This is a genomic window from Candidatus Ornithobacterium hominis (assembly GCF_900538215.1).
GTDB classification, from domain to species: Bacteria; Bacteroidota; Bacteroidia; order Flavobacteriales; family Weeksellaceae; genus Ornithobacterium; species Ornithobacterium hominis.
Genome location: NZ_UNSD01000002.1, coordinates 208,277 through 222,364, shown reverse-complemented (window position 1 = coordinate 222,364; position 14,088 = coordinate 208,277). Strand labels below are relative to the sequence as shown.

General features: G+C 36.6%; 17 protein-coding genes and 1 tRNA gene. 8 read left to right on the top strand and 10 right to left on the bottom strand.

The window, feature by feature from the left end:
* Entirely contained in the window at nt 1-234 is a 234-nt protein-coding gene (locus D5J18_RS01295; RefSeq protein ID WP_119057213.1) for a FeoA family protein, read from the bottom strand.
* Nucleotides 235-382: 148 nt separating this feature from the next.
* Here D5J18_RS01295 and rseP point away from each other — a divergent pair, with 148 nt between their 5' ends.
* Both rseP and pncA read left to right on the top strand, forming a co-directional pair.
* Complete coding sequence (rseP, locus tag D5J18_RS01290) at nt 383-1,699, top strand: RIP metalloprotease RseP (RefSeq protein ID WP_119057595.1); 1,317 nt, start codon at nt 383-385, stop codon at nt 1,697-1,699.
* The gene (pncA, locus tag D5J18_RS01285; protein WP_119057212.1) at nt 1,699-2,298 is read left to right on the top strand and encodes a bifunctional nicotinamidase/pyrazinamidase; all 600 of its coding nucleotides are present in this window, start codon (nt 1,699-1,701) and stop codon (nt 2,296-2,298) included. The genes rseP and pncA overlap by 1 nt, the downstream gene beginning before the upstream one ends.
* A gap of 26 nt (nt 2,299-2,324) precedes the next feature.
* On the opposite strand, the gene dtd is transcribed toward pncA, so the two are convergent.
* From dtd to D5J18_RS01270, 3 genes are read right to left on the bottom strand one after another with little or no spacing between them, the layout of a single operon-like run.
* Entirely contained in the window at nt 2,325-2,780 is a 456-nt protein-coding gene (gene dtd, locus D5J18_RS01280; protein ID WP_119057211.1) for a D-aminoacyl-tRNA deacylase, read from the bottom strand.
* On the bottom strand, nt 2,755-3,690 hold the full coding sequence (rsgA, locus tag D5J18_RS01275; protein ID WP_119057210.1) for a ribosome small subunit-dependent GTPase A: 936 nt from the start codon (nt 3,688-3,690) through the stop codon (nt 2,755-2,757). Before rsgA ends, dtd begins: the two co-directional genes overlap by 26 nt.
* Nucleotides 3,691-3,693: 3 nt before the next feature.
* Nucleotides 3,694-4,761, bottom strand: a complete 1,068-nt coding sequence (locus D5J18_RS01270) for a bifunctional 3-deoxy-7-phosphoheptulonate synthase/chorismate mutase type II (RefSeq protein WP_119057209.1) — start codon at nt 4,759-4,761, stop codon at nt 3,694-3,696.
* Between the two features lie 397 nt (nt 4,762-5,158).
* On the opposite strand from D5J18_RS01270, the gene D5J18_RS01265 reads away from it, so the two are divergent.
* Nucleotides 5,159-5,674, top strand: coding sequence for a DUF2480 family protein (locus tag D5J18_RS01265; protein ID WP_119057208.1), 516 nt, complete (start codon nt 5,159-5,161; stop codon nt 5,672-5,674).
* Between the two features lie 122 nt (nt 5,675-5,796).
* Here D5J18_RS01265 and D5J18_RS01260 read toward each other — a convergent pair whose 3' ends face one another.
* The 6 genes from D5J18_RS01260 to lysM all read right to left on the bottom strand — a co-directional run bounded on the left by D5J18_RS01260 (nt 5,797) and on the right by lysM (nt 10,824).
* Nucleotides 5,797-6,564, bottom strand: coding sequence for a hypothetical protein (locus D5J18_RS01260; protein WP_119057207.1), 768 nt, complete (start codon nt 6,562-6,564; stop codon nt 5,797-5,799).
* The gene (gene mtgA, locus D5J18_RS01255) at nt 6,561-7,229 is read right to left on the bottom strand and encodes a monofunctional biosynthetic peptidoglycan transglycosylase (RefSeq protein WP_119057206.1); all 669 of its coding nucleotides are present in this window, start codon (nt 7,227-7,229) and stop codon (nt 6,561-6,563) included. The genes D5J18_RS01260 and mtgA overlap by 4 nt, the downstream gene beginning before the upstream one ends.
* A complete protein-coding gene (gene purD, locus D5J18_RS01250) occupies nt 7,230-8,471 on the bottom strand; it encodes a phosphoribosylamine--glycine ligase (RefSeq protein ID WP_119057205.1) in 1,242 nt (413 codons plus the stop codon). It lies immediately after the preceding gene.
* Between the two features lie 22 nt (nt 8,472-8,493).
* On the bottom strand, nt 8,494-10,002 hold the full coding sequence (gene purH / locus D5J18_RS01245; protein WP_119057204.1) for a bifunctional phosphoribosylaminoimidazolecarboxamide formyltransferase/IMP cyclohydrolase: 1,509 nt from the start codon (nt 10,000-10,002) through the stop codon (nt 8,494-8,496).
* 74 nt (nt 10,003-10,076) lie between these two features.
* The gene (locus D5J18_RS01240) at nt 10,077-10,277 is read right to left on the bottom strand and encodes a heavy-metal-associated domain-containing protein (RefSeq protein ID WP_119057203.1); all 201 of its coding nucleotides are present in this window, start codon (nt 10,275-10,277) and stop codon (nt 10,077-10,079) included.
* Between the two features lie 91 nt (nt 10,278-10,368).
* Nucleotides 10,369-10,824: a peptidoglycan-binding protein LysM gene (gene lysM / locus D5J18_RS01235; protein ID WP_119057202.1), complete on the bottom strand. Its 456-nt coding sequence runs from the start codon at nt 10,822-10,824 to the stop codon at nt 10,369-10,371.
* 119 nt (nt 10,825-10,943) lie between these two features.
* Here lysM and D5J18_RS01230 point away from each other — a divergent pair, with 119 nt between their 5' ends.
* The 5 genes from D5J18_RS01230 to D5J18_RS01210 all read left to right on the top strand — a co-directional run bounded on the left by D5J18_RS01230 (nt 10,944) and on the right by D5J18_RS01210 (nt 14,084).
* Complete coding sequence (locus D5J18_RS01230; protein WP_260377419.1) at nt 10,944-11,984, top strand: asparaginase; 1,041 nt, start codon at nt 10,944-10,946, stop codon at nt 11,982-11,984.
* 79 nt (nt 11,985-12,063) lie between these two features.
* Nucleotides 12,064-12,150 (top strand) — tRNA-Ser (locus tag D5J18_RS01225).
* A 59-nt stretch (nt 12,151-12,209) separates the two neighbouring features.
* Complete coding sequence (locus tag D5J18_RS01220; RefSeq protein WP_119057200.1) at nt 12,210-12,971, top strand: MotA/TolQ/ExbB proton channel family protein; 762 nt, start codon at nt 12,210-12,212, stop codon at nt 12,969-12,971.
* A gap of 26 nt (nt 12,972-12,997) precedes the next feature.
* A complete protein-coding gene (locus D5J18_RS01215) occupies nt 12,998-13,444 on the top strand; it encodes a hypothetical protein (RefSeq protein WP_133298085.1) in 447 nt (148 codons plus the stop codon).
* Between the two features lie 13 nt (nt 13,445-13,457).
* The gene (locus D5J18_RS01210; protein WP_119057198.1) at nt 13,458-14,084 is read left to right on the top strand and encodes an ExbD/TolR family protein; all 627 of its coding nucleotides are present in this window, start codon (nt 13,458-13,460) and stop codon (nt 14,082-14,084) included.
* Nucleotides 14,085-14,088 lie beyond the last annotated feature (4 nt).

Sequence of the window (14,088 nt, the reverse complement as noted above, 5' to 3'; positions counted from 1 at the left end):
TTAGACTACTTTTTCTATCAACAATTGCTGCGCTTCTGATTTTCTAAGGGCGAGTTTACAGTGGTTTTGGCAAAGTTTGATGCAAATCGGGCCATTGAACGGAGCAGCACATTTATACTCCACTTCTGCACCTGGCATCAAACCTAATTCCATTAACTTAGCAGGAATATTGTCTGTCGTGAAGCCAATAATTCTTGCTTTTTCGCCTCTTTTTAAATCAGATAAATGTGACAATACGTTTTACTTTGATTACAAATATAATAATTTTAATTTAATCTAAATTATATTTTTTGAACAGATTTTGAATAGAAATTTTTTAAGCCTTAAAAAAAATTTTTATAAAATTACTACTTTTGCAGGTTTAAATACATTTCTGAATTTTATGGACGGATTGATTAAGGCTATACAGCTGATTCTTATATTGTCGATTATAGTTATTTTACACGAGGGAGGTCATTTTGCTGCGGCAAGATTTTTTAAGACCAAAGTAGAGCGTTTTTTTTTGTTTTTCGACGTTTCATTTGCGTTGTTTAAGAAAAAAATCGGAGACACCGTTTATGGGATTGGCTGGTTGCCGCTCGGCGGGTATGTGAAGATTGCTGGGATGATAGACGAGAGCATGGACAAGGAACAAATGAAATCACCCCCACAACCTTGGGAGTTCCGTTCCAAGCCAGCATGGCAGCGGTTAATCATCATGTTGGCGGGGATTTTTGTCAATTTAATTTTAGCCATTCTTATTTTTTCGGTTCTAACTTTTACGAATGGAGAAAACTTTGTGAACGTTAATAAATTAGAAAATGGAGTGGTAGTAGATAGCGCTCAGCTAGATTTGGGCATGCTGCCTGGTGATACTCCCGTGGGGGTGAATGGAGAGAGATATGATGACTTAGCAAAAATTAGTATGAAAGCTTTGATCGACGGCGGAACATTGGACGTGAAGAGAGGTAATGAAATAGTGCATCTGCCCATCAAAAAGCAAGACCAAGTGGAGATGCTGGAAGCTAAAGGACAGTATTTTACGCCAAACGTTCAGATTTTTGTTGATTCAATTTTACCGAATTTACCTGCATCAAAATCTGATTTAGCTAAAGGTGATGCAATAAAAGCAATTAATGGAAAACCTGTCAACGGATGGAGTGGTATTGTAAAAGAAATTTCTACACACAAAAATCAGACGATTCAACTGCAGGTGGAAAGTGGGAATCAAGCCAAAACAGTAGATATTCGAGTAAATGCAGAGGGTAAAATCGGATTTTCCCCAGCAATGAAAATGGATAATATTATTGACATCAGAGAATTCAACTTCTTTGAATCCATTGGCAAAGGCGTAGAAAAAACTTTTGCTACGATTACCAGCCAAGTGCAATCCATCGGGATGCTTTGGAAATTGGAAGGAGAAGCGACCAAATATTTATCTGGCCCGATTGGCATTGCACGAGCCATGCCAACCACTTGGGATTGGACTTTCTTTTGGTCATTTACAGCTCTACTCTCGGCATGGTTGGCTTTTGTCAATATTTTGCCAATTCCGGGTTTAGATGGCGGGCACGCATTATTTACCATTTATGAAATGATTACGGGGCACAAACCAAGTGATAAATTTATGGAAATCATGCAAATGGTAGGAGCTGTGATTTTAATCGGTCTGATGATTTTCATCTTTGGGAATGACATTTATAATCTAATCTTCAATTAATGAAAACCCTATTAATCATTGATATTCAGAATGATTTTTTGCCTGGCGGAGCTTTAGCAGTTGCTGGAGGTGATGAAATCATACCGTACATCAATCGCATAGTGAGTGATTATGATTTGGTTGTAGCCACACAAGACTGGCACCCACCGCAGCACAAAAGTTTTGCATCTCAGCATGTGGGTAAAAAAGCTTTTGAAAGCATAGCATGGCAAGGAAATACAGAAATCCTCTGGCCAGACCATTGTGTGCAAGGAACAGAAGGAGCAGAATTTTCTAAGGCTTTAGAAATTCCTCAAGTGGCAGCCATTTTTAGAAAAGGTATGAACCCTGAAGTCGATAGTTATTCGGCTTTTTACGACAATCACCATCAGAAATCCACGCATTTGGCCGAATACCTAAAAGCACAAAACGTGATGAGTATAGACGTAGTAGGTTTGGCAGCCGATTTTTGTGTTTATTATACCATTTTAGATGCTTTGGACGAAGGTTTTGAAGTGAATCTACACAGTCAAGGGACAAAGGAAATTAATACGGATAATTATAAAAGACAATTATCAGCTTTGTTAAAAAAAGAGAGGTTTAACTTGGTGAAAAGTTAAATATTTATTTTACTGATTAGTTAGATTTAAAAATCTTTTTGTTTAGAATCTAGAATAATCGTTACCGGACCATCATTTAGTAATTCCACTTGCATATCTGCACCAAATTTCCCTGTTTGCACCGTTTTCCCCAAAGCAGATTCCATTTCAGTAATTAGTTTTTGATAATATGAAATCGCGACATCGGGTTTAGCTGCGCGAATATAAGACGGTCTATTGCCCTTTTTGCAATTGGCATGCAGTGTGAATTGGCTTACAATCAGCACTTCACCGCCGATTTCTTGAACAGAAAGATTCATCATCCCATTTTCATCATTAAAGATTCTGAGCTGAGTGATTTTTTTTATCATCCAGTCAAAATCTTCTTGAGTTTCCTTTGATTCAAAACCAACCAAGACCAGCAGACCAGTATTAATTTTACCAATAATTTCTTGCCTTACACTGACTTTTGCGTGCTTAACTCTTTGAATAATCGTTCTCATGCTCTTTAGCTTCTTCCAAAAAAGTTAAATAACTGTCATACCTCGATGCTTCAATTTCACCTAATTCAACAGCATTTTTTATAGCACATTGTGGCTCGGTGGTATGAAGACAATTATGAAATTTACAATCAGATTTTCGCTCGAAGATTTCAGGGAAATAATCTTGAATTTCTTCTTTTTCAAAGTCAACTAAACCAAGTTCTTTAATGCCAGGGGTGTCGATAATGTTTCCACCAAATGGCCAAGAGAATAATTGTGCAAAAGTAGTGGTGTGTTGTCCTTTTTTATTAAAATCGCTTAAATCTTTAGTTTTCAAATTCAAATCAGGATGAAGCTGATTCACCAAAGTGCTCTTCCCAACCCCAGAGTGCCCACTGAAAACGCTTGTTTTATCCTTTAGAAATTCCTTTAAATTTTCTAAGCCTTTATTTTTTTTGGCAGAAACGGCCAAAACTTCATAGCCAATAGATTCGTACAAATTTTCCAAGGCTTTAAAAATTTCTAAATCTTTCTCGGTATATAAATCCAATTTGTTAAAAACAATCAAAACAGGAATATGATACGCCTCTGCTGTGACTAAAAATCGGTCGATGAATCCCGTAGAAGTGCGAGGATGGTTGACGGTAGCCAAGAGAACCGCAAGCTCAACATTGCTGGCAATGATGTGGGTTTTTTTAGATAAATTCACAGATTTACGAATGATGTAATTTTGCCTTTTTTGGATATTAGTAATCACGGCAATATTATCTTTATCTAATTCAAAATCAACGAAATCACCCACAACAATAGGATTGGTGTGTTTGATATTACTTAAGCGGAATTTCCCTCGAATTCTGGCCTCATATTTTTGGCCATTTTCAGCCTGAATTTGGTACCAACTGCCAGTTGATTTTGTAACTAATCCTCTCATCAATTAATTTTCGCCCATGATTTGGTTTTGAATTTTAATAGATTCTTGGTGAACCGCCGTCAAGAATCGATTTACAAACTCCTCAGAAAGTCCGTGTTTACTCGCTTTTTCTAATATTTGCTCTTGAATGTTTTGCCAACGTTTTGGTTGAAAAACCGTCACATTACGTTCTTTTTTCAGCATACCGATGTTTTTAGAAATATCCATTCGCTCATAGAGCATATCAAGAATTCGCGTATCGGTATCATCAATTTGATTTCTCAAACTCTCTAGCTGAACGTGAAAATCTTTATCAGGGTCGCTTTCCTCTCGAATTTTTAAAGCCTTTAAAATTTCATCTAAACGCTCGGGGGTAATTTGTTGCTGAGCATCACTCCATGCTTCATCAGGATTTACGTGAGTTTCTATCATCAAACCTTCAAAGCCAAAATTCATCGCCTTTTGCGAAATCTCGTGAATTAGCTCTCGATTACCAGCAATGTGAGAAGGGTCGCAAATAATAGGAATTTCAGGTAAACGATTTTTTAAATCCAATGGGATTTGCCATTGAGGCTGATTTCGGTATTTATCTTTTTTGTAAGTGGAGAAACCACGATGAATCACACCTAAGTTCTTGATACCTTGCCCGTTGAGTCGTTCCAAAGCACCAATCCAAAGCTCTAAATCAGGATTTATAGGATTTTTGACCAAAACAATTTTATCAGTATCACGTAAAGCCTCTGCAATCTCTTGAATTTGAAAGGGATTTACCGTAGTTCTCGCACCAATCCACAATATATCTACATCATATTCCAAAGCCAATTTGGCGTGATTAGCATTCGCAATTTCTGTTGAGATTTTGTAGCCAAACTCATCTCTAACTTTAGACAACCAGTTGAGCCCAATGGCACCGACGCCTTCAAAACAATTAGGTTTTGTCCTCGGTTTCCAAATTCCAGCTCTGAAAACTTCCACCTTATCTTTTGGTAAACTCCTTGCGATTTCCAACATTTGAGCTTCGCTTTCAGCACTGCAAGGGCCCGCAATAGTCAATGGGCGGTCAAAAGCTTTAAGCCAGTTATTTGTTTCCATAATTTGAAATTTTAAAAATCGGGCTAATATAATTTTTTTTGATTAAAAAGATTAATCTTAAAATAACTTTTCATAAAAAACCACACATTTCTTACATTCTCAGGCAAGATTTATTACTAGATTATTTAAGCCCCATTGAAACACAAATTTATTATGAGTTATTGAATTGATTTTAAGCTACGTAAAATTTCTTTTAAAATAAAAATTATCATTTTCTGAATTTGAGCGCAATTCATTCAAAACTTTTTTGTAACTTCATCCCAAAGTTGCTTTTTTATTTTATTTAATTGAAAATCAGTTGAATAAAATAAGGAGGGAGTGTTTTTAGGCAACTTTTTTACCAATGTACTGCGGGCGGTTGAATATTTTTTCTAAGCCTTAAAAAATTTTTCGTAAAATGGAAATAAAAAACCGTGTTGCTAATAGTGGACTGATAACGATTGACTTAGAAGAATTATACCGACGAGAAAAAGCGGAATGGGCTGATTTTGATTTAAAAAATTTTTTGTTGGAAGATGTCCTACTGAAGGAAAAGAACTTCAGAGAAGAGCTGAAAGGTTTTTGTTGGAATGATTTTCGGGGCAAATTCGTGCATTTGTATTGCTCTGCAGATGCCATCCTACCTGGTTGGGCTTTTCTTTTACCGCTAACTTACCTTCAGCCAGTGGCAAAGAAAGTTGTTTTCACTCACAAAGAGAATTTAGACCCGCTGGATGAGGTTTTAAAATTTTTAATTGAAAATTTAGATTCTCAAAGATTTGAAAATGAACGAGTTATAATCAAAGGATGTAATAAATTAAAGATTCAGCAAGAGCGATATTTGGATTTAGTGCAAAAAATTCAGCCCTACGTAAAATCTTTGATGTACGGAGAGGCTTGCAGCACAGTCCCGCTATATAAAAGGAAAAATTAACTCGTGGTGTATTGCCAAACGAGATTTGGTTGTTAAAATACGACCAATTGAATTTAGGGTTTAAGGAAATTATAAAAAACTTATCTTGATTTGAGGCAGATTTTTTAAGCCTTTAAAAATTTTTATAAAGCTTTAAAAATGATTTGCATTTGCCTTTCTTTTTTTAAATAAATATTGATTTCGCCAGACTTAGTAAAACTGGTTTTTCTATCTAAGACATAGTAGCCATCAAGTTTAGTTGATTCCTTTGCTTTTTCTTTGCCGTGAAGGTTTATTTTCACCTCGTTGGGCGTAATTTCTTCAACTTTAAACACCATTTCAGTAGTGATTCCGTTCACATTTATTTCTTCTTTCCATTGGTCTTTTACGCCTACTGGCTCATTGGGCAAAGGAATGGCGATAGAAGAAAAAGCCATTTGGTCAAAGGGTAAACCAATCTTTTGGTTTTGCCATTCGATGTTTTTCACTTCCGCCTTATCGGTAATTTGAAGAGTGAATTGGCTAGCTAAAATTGGCTTGATTTGTTCCCCCAAAACTTGTGCCAGTCCATTGTCTTCTCTACTGCTATCATATTTCAGCGCAAGGCCGTCTATCTCAGAATTTAAAATCACTCGTTGCATATCGATAGTGTAGGTGTAGAGGCTGTCTTCTGTAGCTGTGATTCGCATTTTATATTCCAAAGAAAGATCAAGCTTGCTGTTTTTATCTCCGGGACGATCGACTAGGAAAAGCGTCATCATTTCCAGCTGGTCATTCAATTTTGGGTGAAATCTTAGCAGAACTTTGCCGCTAGTTGTATTTTGAATTGCAAAATCTTTTGGGCTTTTTTCAGGTATATTTTTACAGCTAAAAAAAAATATAAGGCTTAGAAAAAAAAGCAAATATTTCATTCTAAAATCTTTTTCAACTCAGTATTGCCTTTCAAATTTCTTACATTTCTTTGAATCCAAGAAGCTCGTTTGTTGATATAGCTACTCGCAGGATTGACATTATATCTTTTTGGGCTAGGTAGAGCCGCTATAATTTTAGAAATCTCTAAATCAGTCAGTTGATTGGCTTCTTTTTTAAAATAATATTGAGCTGCTGCTTCAATACCATAAACGCCTTTTCCCATTTCTACAGAGTTGAGGTATAAATCTAGAATTCTTTTTTTTGAGGTTACAGTTTCCAAAATAAATGTTGCATAGGCTTCTACTGCTTTCCTCAAATAGGTTCTTCCCTGCCATGCAAAGATGTTTTTTGCCGTTTGCTGACTAATGGTGCTACCACCGCGCAATTTTTTACCCTTTTGGTTATTTTCAAAAGCCTTTTTCATACTATCGAAATCAAAGCCCTTGTGTTGTGCAAAGTTTTGGTCTTCAGCAGCTACCAAAGCCCAGCGCGCATAGTTCGGGATTTCTTCAGAAGAGAGATCGTTGCGCCTTAAAGAATAACCCGCCAGTAGATTACTGATTTGTGTAATGGTAACAGGCGGGTAAATGAAATTTAAAAGAATTCCATAAACCCATGGGAGAATGAGAATGATGAGAATCCCTTTGATGAATTTCCTTAGCATTTATATAGATTTACCAATATCTTCACGATAGTACTCAAAGTCGAAATTAATTTTTTGAATATTTTTATAGGCGATATTTCGAGCTTCTTCTAAATCTTTTCCTAAACCTACTACATTGAGTACGCGGCCGCCATCGGTGTAATATTTTCCATTAGTTTGCTTGACTCCGGCAAGAAATAATGGTGCTTCTACATTCTCTAAACCTCTGATTTGAAATCCTTTTTCATAATTTCCTGGGTAGCCGCCACTGGCCATTACCACGCAGCAAGAATGTTGATCTTCCCATTCTAGTTTTAATTCTTTTCCTGCGATGGAATCTTTAATGACTTCTAGTAAATTATTTTTGAGCAAAGGAAGCAGAGCTTCGGCTTCAGGGTCGCCAAAGCGCATATTGTATTCTAAAAGGTAAACACCATTTTCTGTGACCATTAATCCAAAGAAAATAACTCCAGCAAATTTCATTTTTTCTTCTATCAAACCTTTTTGAGTAGGGATAAGAATATTTTTTGTGAAATCTTGCATATGAGCTTCAGTGAAACTCGGGTTAGGAGCAACAACGCCCATTCCGCCAGTGTTCAAGCCTTTATCCTCTTCATTGATTTTTTTATGATCTTTTGCTGTAATGAAGGGTGTAATTGTAGACCCATTAAAAATGGAAAGAATAGAACATTCAAAACCCTTTAGGAAAGTTTCTATCACGATCTCTTTGCCAGCATCACCAAACTCACCATCGACCATGATTTTACGAATGGTAGATTCTGCCATGAATTTATCTTCAGCGATGACGACACCTTTCCCCGCAGCCAATCCGCTGGCCTTGATGACGACTGGGAACTCCTCTAAATTTTCAATGTGTTTTTGTGCATCGATAAAATGCCGAAAAGTTTTTGATTCGGCTGTTTTGATGCCGTATTTCGTCATAAATTCTTTGGAGAAGGCTTTGCTCCCCTCCAATTTAGCTGATTTTTGATTCGGGCCAAAAATTTTTAAACCAGCATTTTTGAAAACATCTACAATGCCTTCTACTAGCTCAGCTTCAGGTCCAACGATAGTCAAGCCAATACCTTGAGATTCTGCAAAATTTTTTGCTTCTTCTATTGAAACAAGTTCTTCGTTTTCGCCTAAATCTTTTGTTCCTCCATTCCCAGGAGAGAAGAATAACTCAGCATCGGGGTTATCTTTTTTGATTTTCCAACCTATGGCATGCTCACGCCCGCCAGAGCCAATAATTAATACTCGCATATGTTTTTTCTAAATTTAAATCTTAATGTAAAAAATGTCTCATTCCTGTAACTACCATCGCAATATTCAGTTCATTTGCTTTCTCGATGACTTTAGGATCATTCAAACTTCCTCCAGGCTGAATAATAGCTTCTATGCCCTGTTCTGCTGCATATTCTACCACATCTGGGAAGGGGAAAAACGCATCTGATGCCAAAACTAAACCATCTTCACGCTTTTCTTTTGCTCTATTGATGGCTTGTTGTGCTGCCCAGATTCTATTGGTCTGCCCTGTGCCAATGCCCAAGGTTTGCAGTTGATTTGCCACTACAATGGCATTGCTTTTCACGTTTTTGATGACTTGCAAGGCAAACTTTAAATCCTCCAGTTGTTGAGGTGTTGGTTTTCTATCGGTCACTAGGTCAAATTGTTGCGTGAAGGCAAGATCTTTATCTTGAACCAGTAATCCACCATCTACTGGGATGATGCTGGTTTTGGTCTGCTCAAAATTTCGAATTTTTATAAGCCTTAGATTTTTCTTTTTAGAAAATTCATCGAGAGCTTCTTTTTCAAAATCTGGCGCCACAACAATTTCCAAGAAAATTTCGTTGCACTTCTCTGCAACTTCTTTGGTCACTTTTCGGTTAAAAGCCACAATTCCACCAAAAATAGAGATTGGGTCAGCATCATGTGCTTTTTTGTAAGCCTTTAGTAAATTTTCATCTAAAGCAACACCACAAGGCGTACTGTGTTTCACAGCGCAACAAGCTGTGTGTTTAAAGCTTCTGACTACATTCCAAGCCAAGTCGAAATCCCTCAAATTATTAAAAGATAACTCTTTACCCTGAATTTGCTCAAAATCCTTTAATGAGCCGCCGCCTGTAGTCGCAGTGTAATAAGCCGCAGACTGGTGGGGATTTTCTCCGTAGCGCAAAACAGAATGTTTTTTATAAGAAAGATTAAAATATTCCGGAAAATCTTCATTCAGTAATTTTTTTGCGATAGCTGCATCGTAAGCAGAAGTTAGATTAAAAACTTTCCCCGCTAAGGTCTTTCTTGTGTTGAACGAAATTTCTTTTGTTTCTTCTAATTCTTGAATAATTTTGCCGTAGTCGTTTAAATCCGTCACGACAGCAACGTCAAAATAAGATTTTGCCGCCGAGCGCAACATGGTAGGTCCACCAATGTCGATAAATTCAGCCAAATCACTATCGGTTAGATTTTTATCAGCATTTTCAAAAAACGGATAAAGATTTACTACGACTAAATCTATCGTGCCAATACCTAGTTCTTGCAATTTAGTTAAATCATCTGGTTTTGAGCGTCTTGCCAAAATCCCACCATGGATGTGAGGGTGCAAAGTTTTTACGCGTCCGTCTAGAATTTCAGGAAACCCAGTGATTTCAGCAACTTCCGTCACGTCTAAGCCACCTTTTTTCAAATGATGATAAGTTCCACCAGTGGAAAGCAAGCGGTAGTTGTTTTCAATTAATTTCTGAGCAAAATACTCAATATTGGTTTTGTCTGAAACGCTAATCAGAGCTGTTTTCATGCTATAAAGTTCTTAAAATTAAAAAATAAACGTCTGTACAAATATAAATATTTCGTTAAAACTCAAGCAGCCGCTTAGTTTTGGAGCGAATAGCCTAAACCTTCCACCACTTTTTGAATCACCTCCTCATCAGGAGAGCCTGTAATACTCATGGATTTAGAATCAAAATCGACATTAGCATCGGCTACATTTTCTATTTTTTTGATATTTTCTACAATGCTATCAGCACAGCCAGTACATTGCATACCGTTGATTTTATAAATTTTTGTCGTCATATAATTTCATGAATTTTTAAAGTTTTTTTTAGAAATAAAAAAAGCAGAACGAGAGTAATTCTGCTACGGTATTTTAATAAGGCTTAAAAAATTAAGCTTGAGGAATATACAACACCTGCCCAGGGTAAATTTCATCAGGATCAGAGAGCATTGGGCGGTTTGCTTCAAAGATTTTATTGTATTGATTTGCATCACCGTAAACCTCTTTGCTAATTTTAGACAAAGTATCCCCAGATTTCACTGTATACATAGTTTTTTGGATATCTGGAATTTCAATTTTTAAAGGCTCAGTTAAAGTTAAATCATCTTTCACATGAGTGATTGCCTCTACATTACCAGCTGTTGCAAGGATTCTTTGTTTCTCATCAATATTTTTAGCTTTTCCGCTTAGAGTAACAGTATCTCCATCAACATTGAGGTTAACGCCAGATAAATCAAAGTTGTATTGACTTAAATGTTCTTTCACCTTTTGTGCTTTTTGCTCTGCACTATCCTCTGTCCCGAATAATTTTGAGCCAGTATCTTTAATGAATGAAAAAAATCCCATAAAATTCAAATTTTTAATTTATATTAGTAGTAAATGGGAAAATATCATGCCACAAATTATTTTTTCAAGCCTTAAAAAATTTAACCTAAAATTAATGTGAAATTTTTTAATATTGAGGTGTGCAAAGGACAGAGAAATCTAAAATATTATTAATTTACACGGGAGGAACCATCGGGATGAGCAGGAATTTTGAGACGGGAGCGCTAGAGCCCTTCAATTTCAATAACATTGCGCAGCATATTCCAGAGCTGAAGCAAATTCCAGTAAAAATCACCATTTTTGAGTTTGAGCAAATCATCGATAGCTCGGAGATGAATGTAGAGTATTGGCAGAAAATCGCTGATAAAATTTTTGCTGAGTACCAAGACTATGATGGTTTTGTGGTATTGCACGGCACAGACACGATGGCATATACTGGCTCTGCTTTGAGTTTTATGCTACAGAATTTAACGAAACCTATCATCTTGACGGGCTCACAATTACCAGTGGGAGATTTGAGGACGGATGCTAAAGAGAACTTAATCAGCTCTATCTACTTCGCATCACTGAAAAATGAATTGGGTGAATCGCAAATTCAAGAGGTTGCCATTTATTTTGAATATAAATTGTATAGAGCCAACCGAGCGACAAAAATTAATGCCAATCATTTTGATGCTTTTGATTCTCCCAACTTTCCGCCCTTGGGCGAGTCTGGAATTACAATGGAGGTGAATGAACACCTGTTGCTGAAAAAAAAACCGAGTCAAGAATTAAAATACTACAGAGACATGTCTAGCCAAGTGATGTTGATTAAAATTTTCCCAGGAATGCAAGAAGAAATTTTATTGCACTTGTTGGAAAGTTCAAAGATTCAATGTCTGCTGGTAGAAGCTTACGGAAGTGGGAACATATTTAATTATCCAAAATTTTTTAAGGCTTTAGAAAAAAAAATAAATAAAGGAATGTACATTATCATTTTGAGTCAATGCGTTGGTGGGAGCGTGAGTTTAGGAAAGTATGGGAGTAGCAAAAAATGGCAGGAAATCGGTGCTATAAGCGGGAAAAACATGACCACAGAGACGGCGCTAGTTAAATCAATGCATTTGCTAGCAAAGTCAGAAAATCATACTAATTTCAAGTTGGATTTCACAAAAAATTTATTTGGAGAGTGTTTTGAATAGATTAAAATTTTTCAAACTAAATAATTTTGTTTAATTTGGCAGAATGAAATCGCATAGGCAAAGAAGAAAATGAATAAAGGGAGAGGTGGCCGAGTGGTTTAAGGCGCACGCCTGGAAAGCGTGTTTCCGCGAAAGCGGATCGAGGGTTCGAATCCCTTCTTCTCCGCAAGAAAAGGAAAAAATAAATTAGTTAACTAAATAAATTTTAGAATTAAATTTTAGCATATGAAAAAACAATTTTCACTTTTAGCTATGGCCGGAATTGCATTAACTACAGTTCAAGCGAATGCGGCAACATTTTCAACCATTTTACAAGAAACAACAGATGTGGTTGTGACAACGGAGTCCAGCGGTGGGCCTATTTATTTATTGAAGGAATTTTTCGTAATGGGTGGTCCTTTTTGGATGACACTTCCTTTGATCTGTTTAATTTTAGGTTTGGCTTTCGCTATAGAGAGAATGCTATATTTGAATTCTGCGGATGTGAACACAGATAAATTATTAGACGAAATCGAAGAGGCTTTAAATAATGGAGGCATTGAAAGCGCAAAAGATGTGGCGAGAGATAGAAAAGGGCCTGTTGCTTCTATCGCATATCAGGCATTGACTAGAGTTGGTGATAATCAACCTTTTGATGACGTAGAGCGTTCCGTTGTAGGCTACGGAGGTGTAGAGGTAGGCCGATTGGAGAGAAACCTTTCTTGGATTGGACTATTCATCGCTATTGCCCCGATGCTTGGTTTCATGGGAACAGTAGTTGGTATGGTAATGGCGTTCCAAGACATCGCTAAGAGTGGATCGGTGCAAGCGCAAGACATGGCAGGTAACATTCAGGTAGCTTTGTTAACTACATTGGCAGGTTTGGTTGTAGCAATTATCCTTCAAATTTTCTATAACTACCTTACAGCTAAGGTAGATAGTATCGTTAACAAAATGGAAGACGCTTCTATCAGCATAATGGATATCTTAGTGAGATACAGAAAATAAGAGAACGAATCAAAAAAAATGACAAAATGAAATCAATAGGAAATATCCTTTTATACATATTCGCTTTTCTTGCAGCAGCAAGTGGAGTGTATGTAATAGCCACGCCTGGTTCTCTAGACCCAGAAGTGGTATGGGACCCTAATAAAGGGGCTGTAAGCATGATTATTTGGATTACTTTAATAGCTTTATTTATTGCTTTTTTACTTTTTGTAGTTTATAAAGTAGTTGATGTTATAAAACATCCAACACACATGGGGGAAGCTATTAGAGTATTTGGAGCAGTTTTGGTCGCTCTTGTGATAGGATTTATATTTTCAGGAAGTGAAGATATTGTATTTGGCACAGGAGAAGTTTTTGAAGGTGGAATGACTTCGAAATTGATAGGAACTGGTATCATAGCGACATTGACTTTGTTAATCATCGCTATTTTATATATGGTCTATGATACCGTAATAGGATTACTTAAATCTTAAAGAATTAAAAACAATGGCACAAAAAAAATTACCAGAAATTAATGCAAGTTCAATGGCGGATATTGCGTTCTTGCTATTAACGTTCTTTCTTATTGCATCTTCTATGGAGAAGTCTGAAGGGATTCAAAGGCAACTGCCAGATTTGAATCACGTCAATACTCAGCCAATTGAAGTTGATCAAAGAAATGCCATTGAGTTTGTAGCAAATGCATTTGGGCAAATTCTTTATAAGGAAGACCCTGATGTGGTAAGACAAATTAACATTATAGAAGTAAAAGAGCTTGTAAAAAAACATGTAGATAATGGTGGTGGAACAAATGCTGAAGGTCAACCATGTAATTACTGCCAAGGAAACAGAGACCCTAGATTGTCTCTTCACCCAGAACAAGCGGTAGTCTCCATCAAATTTGATAAAGGAACCAACTGGGAAGATTACATGGCATTACAAGGCGAGATAGAAGCCGCTTATGAGGACTTAAAAGCTGCTTATGTGAAAAGAGCTTACAATAGAGATTGGGCAACGGTTGTACCTAATTCATCGAAAAGTAAAACGGAAGGTGATAATGCAATCATTCAAGATGCTAATTCAAAATATCCTAAAATCATTGCTGAACCTAAACCGACAGATGCATCACAATAAATTT